Annotated in this window: 13 protein-coding genes; 9 read left to right on the top strand and 4 right to left on the bottom strand. The window is 60.6% G+C overall.

Annotated features, from left to right (window positions below; translation table 11 throughout):
• Nucleotides 1-103 precede the first annotated feature (103 nt).
• A complete protein-coding gene (tusA, locus tag QNH97_RS09135) occupies nucleotides 104-355 on the top strand; it encodes a sulfurtransferase TusA (RefSeq protein WP_283556532.1) in 252 nt (83 codons plus the stop codon).
• Here the strand turns inward: tusA and QNH97_RS09140 are convergent.
• Nucleotides 352-1,749, bottom strand: coding sequence for an MATE family efflux transporter (locus QNH97_RS09140; RefSeq protein ID WP_283556533.1), 1,398 nt, complete (start codon nucleotides 1,747-1,749; stop codon nucleotides 352-354). The genes tusA and QNH97_RS09140 overlap by 4 nt on opposite strands.
• Before the next feature lie 349 nt (nucleotides 1,750-2,098).
• Between QNH97_RS09140 and pdxB the strand changes: the two genes are divergently transcribed.
• Nucleotides 2,099-3,241 (top strand): 4-phosphoerythronate dehydrogenase PdxB, encoded by a 1,143-nt coding sequence (gene pdxB, locus QNH97_RS09145; RefSeq protein WP_283556534.1) that lies wholly within the window; start codon nucleotides 2,099-2,101, stop codon nucleotides 3,239-3,241.
• A 183-nt stretch (nucleotides 3,242-3,424) separates the two neighbouring features.
• Here the strand turns inward: pdxB and QNH97_RS09150 are convergent, their stop codons facing one another.
• Nucleotides 3,425-3,604, bottom strand: coding sequence for a PA1571 family protein (locus QNH97_RS09150; RefSeq protein WP_283556535.1), 180 nt, complete (start codon nucleotides 3,602-3,604; stop codon nucleotides 3,425-3,427).
• Between the two features lie 251 nt (nucleotides 3,605-3,855).
• Here QNH97_RS09150 and QNH97_RS09155 point away from each other — a divergent pair, with 251 nt between their 5' ends.
• Nucleotides 3,856-5,637: an ABC transporter transmembrane domain-containing protein gene (locus tag QNH97_RS09155; RefSeq protein ID WP_283556536.1), complete on the top strand. Its 1,782-nt coding sequence runs from the start codon at nucleotides 3,856-3,858 to the stop codon at nucleotides 5,635-5,637.
• A 173-nt stretch (nucleotides 5,638-5,810) separates the two neighbouring features.
• Here the strand turns inward: QNH97_RS09155 and QNH97_RS09160 are convergent, their stop codons facing one another.
• Nucleotides 5,811-7,739 (bottom strand): transglycosylase SLT domain-containing protein, encoded by a 1,929-nt coding sequence (locus QNH97_RS09160; RefSeq protein WP_283556537.1) that lies wholly within the window; start codon nucleotides 7,737-7,739, stop codon nucleotides 5,811-5,813.
• 214 nt (nucleotides 7,740-7,953) lie between these two features.
• On the opposite strand from QNH97_RS09160, the gene QNH97_RS09165 reads away from it, so the two are divergent.
• Nucleotides 7,954-9,867 (top strand): ATP-binding cassette domain-containing protein, encoded by a 1,914-nt coding sequence (locus QNH97_RS09165; protein WP_283556538.1) that lies wholly within the window; start codon nucleotides 7,954-7,956, stop codon nucleotides 9,865-9,867.
• A gap of 74 nt (nucleotides 9,868-9,941) precedes the next feature.
• On the opposite strand, the gene QNH97_RS09170 is transcribed toward QNH97_RS09165, so the two are convergent.
• Nucleotides 9,942-10,382 carry a universal stress protein gene (locus tag QNH97_RS09170; RefSeq protein WP_283556539.1) on the bottom strand — a complete coding sequence of 147 codons (441 nt, stop codon included), beginning with the start codon at nucleotides 10,380-10,382 and terminating at the stop codon, nucleotides 9,942-9,944.
• Between the two features lie 102 nt (nucleotides 10,383-10,484).
• On the opposite strand from QNH97_RS09170, the gene QNH97_RS09175 reads away from it, so the two are divergent.
• The 5 genes from QNH97_RS09175 to topA all read left to right on the top strand — a co-directional run bounded on the left by QNH97_RS09175 (nucleotide 10,485) and on the right by topA (nucleotide 17,837).
• Nucleotides 10,485-10,922 carry a hypothetical protein gene (locus QNH97_RS09175; protein ID WP_283556540.1) on the top strand — a complete coding sequence of 146 codons (438 nt, stop codon included), beginning with the start codon at nucleotides 10,485-10,487 and terminating at the stop codon, nucleotides 10,920-10,922.
• Between the two features lie 488 nt (nucleotides 10,923-11,410).
• The gene (fadB, locus tag QNH97_RS09180) at nucleotides 11,411-13,558 is read left to right on the top strand and encodes a fatty acid oxidation complex subunit alpha FadB (RefSeq protein WP_283556541.1); all 2,148 of its coding nucleotides are present in this window, start codon (nucleotides 11,411-11,413) and stop codon (nucleotides 13,556-13,558) included.
• Between the two features lie 30 nt (nucleotides 13,559-13,588).
• A complete protein-coding gene (gene fadA, locus QNH97_RS09185; protein ID WP_025212747.1) occupies nucleotides 13,589-14,764 on the top strand; it encodes an acetyl-CoA C-acyltransferase FadA in 1,176 nt (391 codons plus the stop codon).
• Nucleotides 14,765-14,872: 108 nt separating this feature from the next.
• The gene (locus tag QNH97_RS09190; RefSeq protein WP_003199644.1) at nucleotides 14,873-15,109 is read left to right on the top strand and encodes a DUF1653 domain-containing protein; all 237 of its coding nucleotides are present in this window, start codon (nucleotides 14,873-14,875) and stop codon (nucleotides 15,107-15,109) included.
• Between the two features lie 115 nt (nucleotides 15,110-15,224).
• Entirely contained in the window at nucleotides 15,225-17,837 is a 2,613-nt protein-coding gene (gene topA, locus QNH97_RS09195; protein WP_283556542.1) for a type I DNA topoisomerase, read from the top strand.
• Nucleotides 17,838-17,972 lie beyond the last annotated feature (135 nt).

The raw sequence follows: 17,972 nt of genomic DNA on the forward strand, positions 1-17,972 counted from the left end.
GCGCAGCCGAGCGGGAGCAAGCTCCCTCGCCACAGGGATTGATGCAGAACTGTTAAGGGCGCCGGCATTGCGCGACAATGCCGGCCAGTTTCAGGAGTAGAACATGAGTGAAATGAACGATGCGCCGGTCGACGGCACGCTGGATGCCACGGGCCTCAATTGCCCGGAGCCGGTGATGATGCTGCACCAGCATATCCGCGACCTGGCCCCCGGCGGACTGCTGAAGGTGATCGCCACCGACCCTTCGACCCGCCGCGACATCCCCAAGTTTTGCGTGTTTCTGGACCACGAGCTGGTGGCCCAGCATGAGGAGGCTGGCACTTACCTCTACTGGATCCGCAAGAAGCTCGCTTAATCCGATGAGCGACTGATGCGGATCTGCTTGCGCGCGCTGCGGGCCAGGCGAATCGACAGCATCAGCGCCGCGCAGCTCAAGCCCACGATCAAGCCTTGCCACAACCCGCTCGGGCCGCTGGGCGCGCCGAGCCAATCGGTCAGGCCCAGGGCGTAACCCACTGGCAGGCCGATGCCCCAATACGCGAACAGCGTCAGGATCATCGTCACCCGGGTGTCCTGGTAGCCGCGCAACGCGCCCGCCGCCGTGACCTGGATCGCGTCGGAAAACTGAAACAGCGCCGCGTAGACGATCAGCATCGACGCTACCTCAATCACCACCGGATCGGCGGTATAGATCGCCGCGATGGGCCCGCGCAGTGCGAACATCAGGCTCGCCGACAGGCAGGCATAGGCCAACGCCGTGCCCATCCCCACACCCGCGGCGAAGCGCGCTTCACGGGGCTGAGCGCGCCCCAGGGCCTGGCCGACCCGCACGGTCACGGCCATGCCCAGGGAGTAGGGGATCATGAACACCAGGGAACTGAAGTTCAGCGCGATCTGGTGCCCGGCCACGACCGTGGCGCCGAGGCTGCCGATCAGCAGGGCAATTACCGCAAAAATACTCGACTCGGCGAACACCGCGATGCCAATCGGCAGGCCGATGCCCAGCAGGCGCTTGATGACGGTCCAGTGTGGCCAGTCGAAACGGCTGAACAACCGGCTCGATTGATAGACCGGTGCCCAACAGGCCCAACCCGCCATGCCCAGGGCCATGAACCACATCACGATGGCCGTGGCCCAGCCGCAACCGACGCCGCCCATGGCCGGCACGCCGAGGTGGCCGTAGATGAAGATGTAATTGAGTGGAATGTTCAGTGCCAATCCGCACAAGCCCAGGACCATGGCCGGTCGCGTACGACCCAGGCCGTCGCTGAAGCAGCGCAGCACGTGATACAGCGCCACCGCCGGCAGGCCGGTGCCGATACCTCGCAGGTATTCCATGCACGGACCGATCAGTTCCGGGTCGACCTTCATGATGTGCAGGATCGGCTCGGCACTGAACAGTGCCAGCGTTGCGATCAATCCGACCACCAGCGCCAGCCACAGTGCCTGGCGCACCAACGGACCGATCTGGTCGAACGTACCGGCGCCGAAGCGCTGGGCGACTTTCGGAGTCGTGGCCAGCAACGTGCCAGTCATCAACAGGAACACCGGCACCCAGATCGAGTTGCCCAACGCCACTGCCGCCAGATCCCGTGGGCCGACGCGCCCCGCCATCACGGCGTCGACAAAACCCATGGCAGTAGTCGCCAGTTGCGCCACCATGATTGGCAACGCCAAGGCCAGCAGCGTCCTGAGCTCCAGACGAACCCGAGCCGGGCGGGAGAGGGGGGTGTCGATAACAGGATTCACAGGCGAAACGTCCAAAAAAATAAGCGCGAGGCGGCGGATTCTACCCCTTGACGCAGCGGTCAGGAAAAAACCTCTGTTGTGGATTTGTAATCGAGCTCTCCGTGTGTTCAGCCTGGACTGTTTGGACTGTTTGGACTGTTTGGACTGTTTGGGCCGGAGACAGGGTGACCTGTGGCGAGGGAGCTTGCTCCCGCTCGGCTGCGCAGCAGTCGTCGCTCTTTGGATTGGGGTTGCTTCGCAACCCAGCGGGAGCAAGCTCCCTCGCCACAACATCGTTCACTGAAGTAATGCGCTGGCCCATCGAGGCGCGTAGCGCCTACACTGCCTACCCCGCCAAAGGAGCTCTGCCATGCTGATCGTCGCTGACGAAAACATCCCCCTGCTTGATGCGTTTTTCCAAGGTTTCGGCGAAATCCGCCGGGTGCCCGGGCGGGGTATCGACCGGGCGATGGTCGAGCAGGCCGACGTGCTGCTGGTGCGCTCGGTGAGCCAGGTCAATCGGGCGCTGCTGGAAGGCAGCAAGGTGCGCTTCGTCGGCACCTGCACCATTGGCACCGATCACCTGGACCTCGATTATTTCGCCGAGGCCGGCATCCGCTGGGCCAGTGCGCCGGGCTGCAATGCCCGTGGCGTGGTGGACTATGTGCTGGGCAGCCTGATGACCCTGGCTGAAATCGAAGGCGCGGACCTCCAGCAGCGGACCTTCGGCGTGGTGGGGGCCGGTCAGGTGGGCGGGCGGTTGATCGAGGTGCTCAAGGGGCTTGGCTGGACCGTGAAGGTCTGCGATCCGCCACGCCAGGTCGCCGAGGGTGGCGAGTATGTGAGCCTGGAGCAGATCATCGAGCAGTGCGATGTGATCAGCCTGCACACACCGTTGACCCGCGACGGTGAACACCCGACCTGGCACCTGTTCGATGAAGAACGCCTGAACCAGCTCAAGCCCGGCTCCTGGTTGATCAACGCGGCCCGAGGCCCGGTGATCGATAATGCCGCGCTGCGCGAGGTGCTGCTGGAGCGAGAGGACTTGCAAGCGGTGCTGGATGTCTGGGAGCAGGAGCCCACCGTGGATGTGGACCTGGCCGACCTGTGTGTGGTCGCCACGCCGCACATTGCCGGCTACAGCCTTGATGGTCGCCAGCGCGGCACGGCGCAGATCTACGAGGCCTTGTGCGCTTTCCTGGAACGACCGGTTGAAGTACGCCTGAGTGACCTGCTGCCCCGGCCCTGGCTGGCGGGCATCACCCTGGACGCCGAAACCGACCCGGCCTGGGCCCTGGCGGCGCTGTGCCGGAGCGTGTACGACCCACGTCGCGACGACGCGGATTTTCGTCGCAGCCTGGTGGGAACGGTCAGTGAGCAACGCAGTGCGTTTGATGCCCTGCGCAAGCACTATCCGCCGCGCCGGGAAATCGACAGCTTGAAGGTGCGTATCGAAGGGGCGTCCGCGACCTTGCAACAGATCGTGACGGCGCTCGGTGCCACCGCGGTTTAGGCAAGGCTGTTGTGGCGAGGGAGCTTGCTCCCGCTCGGCTGCGCAGCAGTCGTCGCTTCTGCGCCCTCAGGAATAGGGGTTGCTTCGCAACCCAGCGGGAGCAAGCTCCCTCGCCACAGGTTTCTGTCTGGCAGGCATAAAAAACCCGACATCAACGTCGGGTCCAATTGAAGACGGGCTGTATCACTTTTGTTCGACAGGTTTGACCAGGCGTTTCTCCAGCTCGCTGCACGCCTTCTGGATCATGTCTTCAGTGATCGGGACTTCGCGCCCTTGGGCATCGATAAACGAGCAGCCCAGGGATTGGTCCGGTTGCGTGCGGATCACTTGAATCTTGTCGTCGCTGCTGTGTTGCAAGGACATGGCCTGTCTCCTCATCAGGTTGTGCGCCTACTTTAATGTCGCCAGGTGACCGAGCCATGACACTCCTTGTAGGTTCATGGCGACACCTCCACTCAATCAGAAACACAGTTGCGTTTCCAGCCAGACTTTAGACCGATAACATCTATACGCTAGTCGCTGCGGTCATATTTAACCTGACTCATTCTGATTCAACCCTGGTTGCGTTGCGTTTCGGTGCCGCTGGCCGGTCTTTTTTCCTGTTGTTCTATCGGATGCTCCTGATGCTTTCTTCCCAGCAACGCCGTGCCATACGCCTGGCCAGCGGTTTCATCGCCCCTTATCGCAAGCAGGTCATCGGCGCTTTACTGGCCCTGATTGTTACCGCTGGCATTACCTTGTCCATGGGGCAAGGCATCCGATTGTTGGTGGACCAGGGGTTCATGACCCGCTCACCGCACCTGCTCAATCAATCCATCGGCCTGTTCATGGTGCTGGTGGTGGGACTGGCGATCGGTACGTTTGCCCGTTTCTACCTGGTGTCGTGGATCGGCGAACGGGTGGTGGCCGATATCCGACGGCAGGTCTTCAACCATTTGGTGTACTTGCATCCCGGCTTCTACGAAAACAACCGCAGTTCGGAAATACAGTCGCGGCTGACCACCGATACAACCCTGTTGCAGTCGGTGATCGGTTCGTCGTTGTCGCTGTTTCTGCGTAATGCCTTGATGGTCGTTGGCGGCATCGTGTTGCTATTCATCACCAACCCCAAGCTGACCAGCATCGTTGTGATTGCATTGCCGTTGGTGCTGGCGCCGATCCTGATCTTCGGCCGGAGGGTGCGCAGCCTGTCGCGACAGAGCCAGGACCGCATCGCCGACGTTGGCAGCTACGTCTCCGAAACCCTCGGCCAGATCAAGACCGTGCAGGCCTACAATCATCAGGTTCAGGATGAACAGCGTTTTTCCGTGACGGTGGAGCAGGCCTTCGACACTGCCCGCAAGCGTATCGCTCAAAGGGCCTGGCTGATCACGCTGGTGATCGTGCTGGTGCTGGGAGCGGTGGGGGTCATGCTCTGGGTCGGCGGTATGGATGTGATCGCCGGGCGGATCTCCGGCGGTGAACTGGCGGCTTTTGTTTTCTACAGCCTGATCGTTGGCAGTGCCTTTGGCACCCTGAGCGAAGTGATCGGTGAGTTGCAACGCGCGGCTGGTGCGGCGGAGCGCATCGCCGAGTTGCTGCGTTCGGAGAACATCATCCAACCGCCGCTTTCAGGCCTGGTGACGTTGCCGGAGCGGGTTCGCGGCGATTTGCGCCTTGAAGGCGTGCGTTTCTCCTATCCGTCCCGACCGGAAAGCTATGCGGTCGACGGTCTTGACCTGACCATTCGCGCCGGTGAAACCCTCGCCCTGGTCGGACCTTCCGGCGCCGGCAAATCAACGGTGTATGACCTGCTGCTGCGTTTCTACGATCCGGCGCAAGGGCAGATTCTCATCGACGACGTGCCGCTGACCCAACTCGATCCGCTGGACCTGCGCCGCCATTTCGCCCTGGTCTCGCAAAACCCCGCGCTGTTTTTCGGTACGGTCGAAGAGAACATTCGCTATGGCAATCCTGACGCGACTTCCGAGCAGGTGCGCGAAGCCGCGCAGATCGCCCACGCCCACGACTTCATCGAAAAAATGCCCGATGGCTACCAGACCCACCTGGGCGATGGCGGCCTGGGGCTATCCGGCGGCCAGCGCCAACGCCTGGCCATCGCCCGGGCTTTGTTGGTGGACGCGCCGATCCTGCTGCTGGACGAAGCCACCAGTGCCCTCGATGCGCAAAGCGAACACCTGATCCAGCAGGCCCTGCCCAGCCTGATGAAAAACCGCACCACCCTGGTCATCGCCCATCGCCTGGCCACGGTGAAAAACGCCGACCGGATCGCAGTGATGGACCAGGGCAAAGTGGTCGCCGTGGGCACCCACCAGGAACTGGTCGCCAGCAATGCGCTGTATGCGCGGTTGGCGGCGTTGCAGTTCAATGTGGGGCTGGAGGCGACAACTGACTAATACAGCGTCCACATGGGATGTTCAGTGGATAAGGATTTTGTGTTTGATGCAGGCCCCTGTGGGAGCGAGCTTGCTCGCGATAGCGGTGAGTCAGTTTGCATTCATGTTGCAGGTTCCGACGCCATCGCGCGCAAGCTCGCTCCCACAGGAAGAGGGCTTTGTGGGAGAGTTAATCACTGATCATCAAAGTACCGCTCATGCCAGTCCACCAGCGGCTGTGGCGAGTTGAGCTTCTGGCCGTAGATCACCGAGTATGACAACACGTTCTGTACGTATTGGCGGGTTTCGTCGAAGGGAATGCTCTCGACCCAGACGTCGAAGCTCAAATGATCGGCGCCCCGCAGCCACTGGCGCACGCGACCGGGGCCGGCGTTGTAGGCAGCGGAGGCCAGGACGCGGTTGCCGTTGAACTGACTGTGGACCTGGCTCAGGTAGGCCGCGCCGAGCTGGATGTTCTTGTCCGGGTTCAACACTTGCTGCGGCGATGCCAGGGGAATGCTGAACTTGCGCGCGGTTTCCTTGGCGGTGCCGGGCATCAGTTGCATCAGGCCGGTGGCGCCGACGCCGGAGCGGGCGTCGTCCATGAAGGCGCTTTCCTGGCGGGTGATGGCGAACACCCAGCTTGAATGCAGGCCACGAACCTTGGCTTCGCGCACCAGGGTGTCGCGGTGGGCCATCGGGAAACGGATGTCCAGGTCATCCCAGTACTTGGCCTGGCTGATGGTGCGGATCGCCGGGAAATACCACTTCAGGTCGTAGGCCAATTTCGCCTGGGCGACCATTTCGTCCCGGTTGAAATGCCGGCTGACGTGATACCACTCGCGGCGTCCGTCAACAATCTCCCCACGGGCGTGAAACTCCAGCGCGCGGCGGATACCGGGCGTGTTGCGTACTTTGTTGATCAGCGCCTGGCTCATCACCAGCGGCTTGTTGACGAGCGAGTACGGCGACTGGGAGCGGTCGGCGGCCAGGAATCCATAGAAGTCCCGCTCACGGGCCAGATGCTTGTAGAGCGTCAGTGCCTCGGGGTTTTGCGGCTGAGCCAGTTCCAGCGTACGGGCCTGCCAGTAACGCCAACGGTTGGTGCTGGCCAGCGTCTCGGGCAGGCGGCGGGTCAGTTGGTAGGCGTCGTCCCAGCGGGCCAGGCGCAGCAACAGGCGCAAACGCCATTCAGAAACAGTGTCGTCCCGCAGTTCCGGATCGTATTTGGTCATCACGTCCAAGGCGCGACTGTCGAAGCGCTTGGCCAGGGTCAGGCCGATTTCCCGGGCAATCGCGACTTTTTCATCCCGGGAGAAATGCATGGTGCTAGCGTAGCCGTCCAGCAGCGCCATGGCTTTTTCTGGATCCTGGCGCGCCAGGCGGCGCAGGCCGAGGCTGACGATATCGGACATAGGTTCATCGGCGGGGGTGAAGCGCGAAGGCTGGTTGAGCAGTTCGGGCTTCTGCGCCACGTCCACCAGTAATTTGCCACGAGGAGCGAGGGTGGTCAGGCCGCTGGCCAGACTGTTGGCCAACGGGTAATTGCGCGCCTGGGCAGCCAGTTTGGCGCGCTCCCAGCGTTTTTGTTCGGTCAACTGGCCTTGGGAGGCCCACAGGCCGAACAGCGCGTCACACGCTGTCGGCTGGGACTTGCCGGTAAGCCAGAGTTTTTCGGTGTTGGCGTAGCCTTCGGCCTTAAGACCATGGCTGAGCTGGTACTGGGCGTTGAGGCAGTCCAGTTCGGTGAAATTGAGCTTGGGGTCGTAGTACTTGACGAACGTCGCCCAGTCGCCGCGCTCGGCCAACCACCGCAGCCAGCGTAGTTTCATCCAGTTGGCCTGGGGCAGGTCACCGTGTTCGGCGAGGAACTTCTCGATTTCGGCGTTGCTGGCGCTCTTGAGGCGAGCGGTCAGTTCGTCGTAGGCCAGATAGGGCTCCAGAGGATAATCGCGCAAGGCCTGGCTGTAGCGAAAATAGGGGCCGGAATCACCCTTGGCCAAGGCACGCTTGGCCTCATTGTAATACTGACGTTGGGTGGAGATGTCCACCGCCTGAGCGGATTGAACGGCAGTGGCACACACGAAAAGACAAGATAAAACACTAAAAAGGCGACTGCGCATGATACGTCCGGGCAGAAAAAAACATGACAAGCCCAAGGGTTAACCCAGGGTAACTGTCTGTAGCTTAGCCTTTTGCCAGCAACCGGCGAAAGCTTTGCGGGTCCACCGGTGCAAGTTCGCAACATTTGTTGTGCAGAGTGCTTCCTTGGCGAAATTGGCGGACTCTTGAAGCCTCATCTCAGGTAGAATGCGCGCCCGGTTTTTGGAGAAGCTCATGACCCTGCTCAAATTCAGCGATGTGTCCCTTGCTTTCGGCGCTATGCCGTTGTTGGACAAGGTGTCCTGGCAGATCGCCCGTGGTGAGCGGGTGTGCATCATCGGCCGTAACGGCACTGGCAAGTCGAGCATGATGAAGCTGGTCAAGGGCGATCAGAAGCCCGATGACGGCTCGGTCTGGCGCGCACCAGGCCTGAAAATCGGCGAGTTGCCCCAGGAACTGCCGGTGGCCGACGAGCGGACCGTGTTCGACGTGGTTGCCGAAGGCCTGGACGGTGTCGGCGCGCTGCTGGCCGAGTATCACCACCTGAGCCAGAACATCGTCACCGACGCTGACCTGGACAAGTTGATGCACGTGCAGCACGACCTTGAAGCCCGTGATGGCTGGCGGTTGCAGCAACTGGTCGACAGCACCCTGAGCCGCCTGCAACTGCCGGCCGACAAGACCCTCGCCGAGTTGTCCGGCGGCTGGCGTCGTCGCGTCCTGCTGGCCCAGGCCCTGGTGTCCGAGCCGGACCTTTTGCTGCTCGACGAACCGACCAACCACTTGGACATTGGCGCTATCGCCTGGCTTGAAGAGGCCTTGAAGGATTTCCAGGGCGCAGTACTGTTCATCACCCACGACCGTTCTTTCCTGCAGAACCTGGCAACGCGCATCCTCGAACTGGACCGCGGCGGCCTGATCGACTGGAACGGCGACTACGCCAGCTTCCTGGTGCACAAGGAAGCGGCGCTGGCTGCGGAAGAAACCGCTAACGCGCTGTTCGATAAGAAGCTGGCCCAGGAAGAAGTCTGGATTCGCCAGGGCATCAAGGCTCGTCGCACCCGTAACGAAGGCCGCGTGCGGGCGCTCAAGGCCTTGCGCATGGAACGCAGCGAGCGTCGCGAGCGCACCGGCAAGGCCAACATTCAGTTGGATACTGCTGACAAGTCCGGCAAGCAGGTGATGGTTCTTGAAAACGTGAGTTTCGCGCACCCTGGCGGCCCGTTCCTGATCAAGGACTTTTCCATGGTGCTGCAGCGTGGTGATCGCATTGGTCTGTTGGGTGCCAACGGTACCGGCAAGACCACCTTGCTCAAGCTGATGCTCGGCGGCCTGGTGCCGACCAACGGCAAGGTGGAAGAGGGCACGAAGATCGACGTTGCCTACTTCGACCAGTTGCGCCATCAGTTGGACCTGGAAAAGACCGTGATCGACAACGTGGCTGAAGGCCGCGACTTTATCGATATCGATGGTCAGAGCCGCCACGTACTGAGCTATCTGGGCGATTTCCTGTTCAGCCCCCAGCGCGCTCGTACGCCAGTCAAGGCGCTGTCCGGCGGCGAGCGTGCCCGCCTGTTGCTGGCCAAGCTGTTCAGCAAACCGGCGAACCTGCTGGTGCTCGACGAACCGACCAACGACCTGGACGTGGAAACCCTCGAATTGCTGGAAGAGGTGTTGTTGACGTTCAACGGCACCGTGCTGATGGTCAGTCACGACCGGGCATTCCTCGATAACGTGGTCACCAGTACCCTGGTGTTCGAAGGCGAAGGCCTGGTGCGCGAATACGTCGGTGGCTATCAGGACTGGCTGCGCCAGGGCGGTTCGCCGCGTCTACTGGGCGTGACCGAGAGCAAGTCTGGCAAGGCCGACCTGAATTCGGCGGTGGTCAAGGCCGAGCCGGCCCCGGTTGTCGCAGCAGCGGCGCCGGCGAAGAAAAAGCTCAGCTACAAGCTGCAACGCGAACTGGAAGCGCTGCCGGGCGATATCGACGCCAAGGAAAAGCAGATCGCAGCGGTAGAAGCCGAAATGGCCGACGCCGGGTTCTACCAGCGGCCTGCTGCCGAAACTGCCAAGGTCATCGCGCAGTTGGAGCAGTTGCAAGCCGAGCTGGATGCACTGGTTGAGCGCTGGGCTGAACTGGACGCTTGAACCCGCACGCTCACTGAACCTGTGGCGAGGGAGCAAGCTCCCTCGCCACAGGTTCAGTGAGCTCCTTCGGTGAATTAGCTGCGCTTGACCAGGTGCACCGCCAGTACATCGCAAGGCGCGCCATGCAGCACGTCGTTGGCGGTCGAGCCCAGTAGCAACGCCAGGCCATGGCGGCCATGACTGCCGACGACGATCAGGTCACAACCCTGTTCCTTGGCCAAGTGATGGATCTCCTGGCGCGGTTGACCGTAGGTCAGATGGCAGTTCTCCTTTTTCAGGTCCGGGTACTTCACGATCAATCGGTCAAGGCGTTCCTTGGCTTGATCGAATTGCTGTTGCTGCAGCTGGGAAAGGTCCATCGGCACATCACCACCAAAGGCCATGGCCATCGGCTCGACGATATGCACCAGCGACAGCTTGGTGTCTCTGCCGTCGCACAGGGCGCGAGCGCGTTTGACGACGGGATCGCATTCTTCGGTGAGGTCTACGGCGACCAGGACGTTTGTGTAGTACATGGAAAGCACTCCAGAGAATTGCGATACGGTAAGTATGGCTGGTTTCAAGCGCATTGATGGCAGGGTGGCTCAATGGGCTCATCAGAATTCGGGAGTACAGATATGACGGTCTGGATAGTGGTGTCAATCCTGTTAGTGGTGTTAAGCCCTTTGGCATGGTTGCGGCCGTCCCGTGTTCAGAGTGGTCGCATGGCCCTGCGCATGGAGGCGCGACGCCTGGGGCTGGCCATGCAACTGGCGCCGCAGGAGTGGCCACACTGGCTCGGCCAGCAGCCGCCAAACCCCTGTGCCCAGTACCACCGGCCTCGCCGTGGCAAGCAACCGGCCGTGTGGAGTTACTGGCAAACTGCGCCGGGGGTGTGGGTCAACCAGTGGCGGGAAGTCTGCCAGGATGAGTCCCTGCTCAATCATTTCGAAAAATTGCCGGCCAACGTCTACAAAATCGAAGCCGACCGGCAAATGATCGCCTTGTACTGGGGCGAAAAGGGCGAAGCCAGTGTTTTGCAGGACATTACCAATGTGCTGAAGGCGTTGGCCTGAGGCGTAAAAAAGCCCGACAGTCTCATCGGGCGGGTTGGCCAGGCAGGCCGGTAATCAATCTCATGTCAGGGCGTGCGTTCGTAACGTCCTCTGTTCCCGAATATTCAATCGCGCTCCCGACAGCGTAGTCGGCTGGATCCGGTGTGTCTGGAATTAGGGCGATTTTTCTAATTATTGATTCTATGAATAGCTGCTCATGCGGTGCCGTGTTGCGGATCCGTACGGTACGGAAATGACCGTAAAGTCGCGTTCAAGCCCCTGTTTAGGGCGATTGACAATTGTCGGAAATTCCGTGAAGGTGACGTACCCAAATCAAACGGGCGTATGAATTGAGCGTTTGTATTTTCAGAATGCTCCTACAGAACCCGACTATCGCGTTGACGGGTGTGCCTGGCGGATTGGCGTAGCATCGACGGTAACGTCAATGCCGAACCAGCAGCCAGCGTCCAACGTGTACTGTTCAGCTTCCATATCGTGGAGATCAGTTGATGATTTACGAAGGTAAAGCCATCACGGTTAAGGCTCTTGAAAGTGGCATCGTCGAACTGAAGTTCGATCTCAAGGGTGAGTCCGTCAACAAGTTCAACCGTCTAACCCTGAATGAATTGCGTCAGGCAGTGGACACTATCAAGGCAGATGCTTCGATCAAGGGTGTGATCGTCAGCAGCGGCAAGGACGTCTTCATCGTCGGCGCCGACATCACCGAATTCGTCGATAACTTCAAGCTGCCCGATGCCGAACTGATCGCTGGCAACCTCGAAGCCAACCGTATTTTCAGCGACTTCGAAGACCTCAACGTACCGACCGTCGCGGCCATCAACGGTATCGCCCTGGGCGGCGGCCTGGAAATGTGCCTGGCGGCGGACTACCGCGTCATGTCCACCGTCGCCAAGATCGGCCTGCCGGAAGTCAAGCTGGGCATCTACCCAGGCTTCGGCGGTACCGTGCGCCTGCCGCGCCTGATCGGTGCCGACAACGCTATCGAGTGGATTGCCGCCGGCAAGGAAAACCGCGCTGAAGATGCGCTGAAAGTCGGCGCGGTGGATGCCGTGGTCGAGCCTGGCAAACTCCAGGAAGCGGCCCTTGAAATGATCAAGCGCGCCATCAGCGGCGAGTTTGACTACAAGGCCAAGCGTCAGCCGAAGCTGGAGAAGCTCAAGCTCAACGCGATTGAGCAAATGATGGCCTTCGAGACCGCCAAGGGTTTCGTCGCCGGTCAGGCAGGCCCGAACTACCCGGCACCGGTCGAAGCGATCAAGACCATCCAGAAAGCCGCGAACTTCGGTCGCGACAAGGCACTGGAAGTCGAGGCCACCGGCTTCGTCAAGCTGGCCAAGACCTCGGCAGCACAAAGCCTGATCGGTCTGTTCCTCAATGACCAGGAACTGAAGAAAAAGGCCAAGGCCTACGACGAAATCGCCCGTGACGTGAAGCAGGCCGCCGTGCTCGGTGCCGGCATCATGGGTGGCGGTATCGCCTACCAGTCGGCGTCCAAGGGCACGCCGATCCTGATGAAAGACATCAACGAACACGGCATCGAGCAGGGCCTGGCCGAAGCCGCCAAGCTGCTGGTTGGTCGCGTCGATAAAGGTCGCATGACCGCGGCGAAGATGGCCGAAGTGCTCAACGGCATCCGTCCGACCCTGTCCTACGGCGATTTCGGCCATGTCGACCTGGTGGTCGAAGCTGTGGTCGAGAACCCTAAGGTCAAGCAAGCGGTGCTGGCTGAAGTCGAAGATAAGGTCAAAGAGGACACCATCCTCGCCTCGAACACCTCGACCATCTCCATTTCGCTGCTGGCCAAGGCCCTCAAGCGTCCGGAAAACTTCGTCGGCATGCACTTCTTCAACCCGGTGCACATGATGCCGTTGGTGGAAGTGATCCGTGGCGAGAAGTCCAGCGAACTGGCCGTAGCCACCACCGTTGCCTACGCCAAGAAAATGGGCAAGAACCCAATTGTCGTCAACGACTGCCCGGGCTTTTTGGTCAACCGTGTGCTGTTCCCATACTTCGGCGGTTTCGCCAAGCTGGTCAGCGCTGGCGTCGACTTCGTGCGCATCGACAAGATCATGGAAAAATTCGGCTGGCCGATGGGCCCGGCGTACCTGATGGACGTGGTCGGCATCGACACCGGCCACCACGGTCGCGACGTCATGGCTGAAGGCTTCCCGGACCGCATGAAAGACGACCGCCGTTCGGCTGTCGACGTGCTCTACGAAGCCAAGCGCCTGGGCCAGAAGAACGGCAAGGGCTTCTACGCCTACGAGACCGACAAACGCGGCAAGCAGAAGAAAGTCGCCGATTCGTCGGTGCTGGAAGTGCTCAAGCCGATCGTCTACGAACAGCGCGAAGTCACCGACGAGGACATCATCAACTGGATGATGATCCCACTGTGCCTCGAGACCGTGCGTTGCCTGGAAGACGGCATTGTCGAAACCGCCGCCGAAGCCGACATGGGTCTGGTCTACGGTATCGGTTTCCCTCCATTCCGTGGCGGTGCGCTGCGCTACATCGATTCGATCGGTGTGGCCGAGTTCGTTGCCCTGGCTGACCAGTACGCTGATTTGGGCGCGCTGTACCACCCGACCGCGAAGCTGCGTGAAATGGCCAAGAACGGCCAGAGCTTCTTCGGTTAAGCGCCCAACGACTAGAGCGAGAGAACATTTATGAGCTTGAATCCTAGAGACGTCGTGATTGTCGACTTCGGTCGTACGCCGATGGGCCGCTCCAAGGGCGGCATGCACCGCAACACCCGCGCCGAAGACATGTCGGCGCACCTGATCAGCAAGCTGCTGGAACGCAACGTCAAGGTCGACCCAAACGAAGTCGAGGACGTGATCTGGGGCTGTGTGAACCAGACCCTGGAGCAGGGCTGGAACATCGCCCGCATGGCCTCGCTGATGACCCAGATTCCCCACACGGCGGCCGGCCAGACCGTCAGCCGCCTGTGCGGTTCGTCCATGAGCGCGCTGCACACCGCCGCCCAGGCGATCATGACTGGCAACGGTGACGTGTTTGTCGTCGGCGGTGTCGAGCACATGGGCCACGTGAGCATGATGCACGGTGTCGATCCGAACCCGCACATGTCGCTGTACGCGGCGAAAGCCTCGGGCATGATGGGCCTGACCGCGGAAATGCTCGGCAAAATGCACGGCATCACCCGCGAACAGCAGGACGCCTTCGGCGTGCGCTCCCACCAGCTCGCCCACAAGGCGACCGTGGAGGGTAAGTTCAAGGATGAGATCATCCCGATGCAGGGCTACGACGAGAACGGCTTCCTGAAGCTGTTCGACTACGACGAAACCATTCGTCCGGAAACCACCCTGGAAAGCCTGGCGGCCCTCAAGCCGGCCTTCAATCCGAAGGGCGGCACCGTGACAGCCGGGACTTCGTCGCAGATCACCGACGGTGCCTCGTGCATGATCGTGATGTCGGCCCAGCGTGCCCAGGACCTGGGCATCCAGCCGATGGCGGTGATTCGTTCGATGGCGGTGGCGGGTGTGGACCCGGCGATCATGGGCTATGGTCCAGTACCGGCCACGCAGAAAGCCTTGAAGCGTGCAGGCCTGAGCATTTCCGATATCGACTTCTTCGAGCTCAACGAAGCTTTCGCCGCACAGGCCCTGCCCGTGCTGAAAGATTTGAAAGTGCTCGACAAGATGAACGAGAAGGTTAACCTGCACGGCGGCGCGATCGCCCTGGGTCACCCGTTCGGTTGCTCCGGTGCGCGTATCTCTGGCACCCTGCTCAACGTCATGAAGCAGAACGGCGGCACTTTTGGGGTGTCCACCATGTGCATTGGTCTCGGCCAAGGCATCGCCACTGTCTTCGAACGCGTCTAAGCGTTACGTCGATGGAAGCCGGGGCCAAGTGCCCCGGTTTTTGTTTTTCTGGGTTTAGTAAGAAAAATTTTGTTTTTATTTTGGAAAGATTTCAGTGAGGGCCAAAGCATGCCGATACAACCTGGGCTCTACCAACATTACAAAGGTCCGCAGTACCGTGTATTCAGCATTGCACGGCACTCCGAGACCGAGGAAGAAGTGGTCTTCTATCAAGCCCTGTATGGCGATTACGGCTTTTGGGTGCGTCCCTTGAGCATGTTCGAGGAGTCCGTCGAGGTTGACGGAGAACAGGTGCCACGCTTTGCTTTGGTGCAGGCCGAGGAGAGCATTTTTTCCAAGCCTTGAGGCCAACATGCGGGTAACCCTGCGCTTGACCTCACCCTGCAGCCACTATATATAGCGGTGCCGCGTCAGGCGCCAACCGCCTTTCACTTTTTAGAATTCAGGAATTTTCTGATCCATGGGCAAATCGCTGGTCATTGTGGAATCCCCGGCTAAGGCCAAGACCATCAACAAGTATCTGGGCAACCAATACGTGGTGAAGTCGAGTATCGGCCATATCCGAGACCTGCCCACCAGCGGTTCGGCTAGCGCCAGCAAGGAGCCAGCCGCCAAGCGCGGCAAGGCTGCTGCCGGTGAAGCGCCGGCGCTGTCGCCGAAAGACAAGGCGCGCAAGCAGCTGGTCTCACGCATGGGGGTCGATCCGGAACACGGCTGGAAGGCCAAGTACGAGATCCTTCCAGGCAAGGAAAAGGTCATCGAAGAGCTGCGCCGGCTCGCCAAGGATGCCGACACCATCTATCTCGCGACGGACTTGGACCGCGAAGGGGAAGCCATTGCCTGGCACCTGCGCGAAGCCATTGGTGGGGATGACAGCCGCTACAAGCGCGTGGTGTTCAACGAAATCACCAAAAAGGCCATCCAGGAAGCCTTTTCCCAACCAGGCGAGCTGGACATCGATCGGGTCAACGCCCAACAGGCGCGTCGTTTCCTTGACCGCGTGGTGGGCTACATGGTCTCGCCACTGCTGTGGGCCAAGATCGCCCGCGGCCTGTCGGCTGGTCGTGTGCAGTCGGTTGCGGTGAAGTTGGTGGTGGAGCGTGAGCGGGAGATCCGCGCGTTCATCCCTGAAGAGTACTGGGAAGTCCACGCCGACCTCGGCACCGCGAAGGGCGCCACCGTGCGCTTCGACGTGGCCCGGGAGAAGGGCGAGGCCTTCAAGCCGCTCAACGAAGCCCAGGCCATGGCCGCGCTGGAGAAGCTCAAGGCTTCCAGCTACAGCATCGTCAAGCGCGAAGATAAACCGACCAGCAGCAAACCGTCGGCGCCGTTCATTACTTCTACCTTGCAACAGGCTGCGAGCAACCGCCTGGGCTTTGGCGTGAAGAAAACCATGATGATGGCCCAGCGTCTGTACGAAGCCGGCTACATCACTTATATGCGTACCGACTCGACCAATCTCTCGGTCGATGCCGTGGCGATGGCGCGCAGTTATATAGAAAGCGAGTTCGGCAAGAAATACCTGCCGGAAACGCCGAACGTCTACAGCAGTAAAGCCGGCGCGCAAGAGGCGCACGAAGCGATTCGTCCGTCCGACGCCAACACCGAGCCAAGTAAATTGTCTGGCATGGAGCGCGATGCCGAGCGTCTCTATGAACTGATCTGGCGCCAGTTCCTGGCTTGCCAGATGCTGCCGGCGCAATACCTGTCGACCACGGTCAGCGTCGGTGCCGGCGACTTCGAGCTGCGTGCCAAGGGCCGCATCCTGAAGTTCGACGGCTACACTCGCGTCATGCCGCAAATCACTAAGCCTGGGGACGACGACGTCCTGCCGGACATGGCCCAGGGCGACGTGATGAAGCTGATCAAGCTTGATCCGACGCAGCACTTCACCAAGCCGCCGGCTCGTTATTCGGAAGCCAGCCTGGTCAAGGAAATGGAAAAGCGTGGCATCGGTCGTCCTTCGACCTACGCGGCGATCATTTCCACCATCCAGGATCGCGGCTACGTGGCGCTGCACAACCGTCGGTTCTATTCGGAAAAGATGGGTGACATTGTTACCGAGCGTTTGTCCGAGAGCTTCTCGAACCTGATGGACTACGGCTTCACCGCCGGTATGGAAGAGAACCTCGACGATGTGGCCCAGGGTGAGCGGGACTGGAAAAACGTCCTCGACGAGTTCTACGGCGACTTCAAGAAAAAACTCGAAGTGGCCGAAAGCCCGGACAACGGCATGCGGGCCAACCAGCCGGTCATGACCGACATTCCGTGCTTGACCTGCGGGCGTCCAATGCAGATCCGTACCGCCTCGACCGGTGTATTCCTCGGTTGCTCGGGCTACAGCCTGCCACCCAAGGAGCGCTGCAAGGCGACGGTCAACCTGGTGCCCGGCGATGAAATCGCAGCCGACGACGAGGGCGAATCGGAATCCCTGGTTTTGCGCGGCAAGCATCGCTGCCCGATCTGCAGCACGGCGATGGATGCTTACCTGTTGGATGAAAAGCGCAAGCTGCACATCTGCGGTAACAACCCAGATTGTGCCGGTTACGAGATCGAAGAGGGCACCTACCGCATCAAGGGCTATGAAGGCCCGAGCCTGGAATGCGACAAGTGTGGCAGCGAGATGCAGCTCAAGACCGGTCGTTTCGGCAAGTTCTTCGGTTGCACCAATCCAACCTGCAAGAACACCCGCAAACTGCTCAAGAGCGGTGATGCGGCGCCGCCGAAGATGGATCCGGTGAAGATGCCGGAGCTCAAGTGCGAGAAGGTCAATGACACCTACATCTTGCGCGACGGTGCGTCTGGCCTGTTCCTGGCGGCCAGTCAGTTCCCGAAAAACCGCGAGACCCGTGCACCATTGGTGATGGAAATCCTTCCGCATAAGAGCGAGATCGATCCGAAGTACCATTTCCTCTGTGAGGCACCGCAAAAAGACCCGGAAGGTCGCCCAGCGGTGATTCGCTACAGCCGCAAGACCAAGGAGCAGTACGTGCAGACCGAAGTCGACGGCAAGCCTACCGGCTGGAAGGCGTACTACGATGGCGGTAAATGGACGGTCGAGGACAAGCGCTGATCGCCAGGGCTTGTCTGGAGGGCGGGGTTGAGGCTCTTGTGGCGAGGGAGCTTGCTCCCGCTGGCGGCGCAGCCGCCCTCTACAATCGCTAAATCCGCATAGACCTAACAAAAGGCCGCATGACAACCCAAGGGT

The organism is Pseudomonas sp. G2-4 (assembly GCF_030064125.1).
GTDB lineage: Bacteria > Pseudomonadota > Gammaproteobacteria > Pseudomonadales > Pseudomonadaceae > Aquipseudomonas.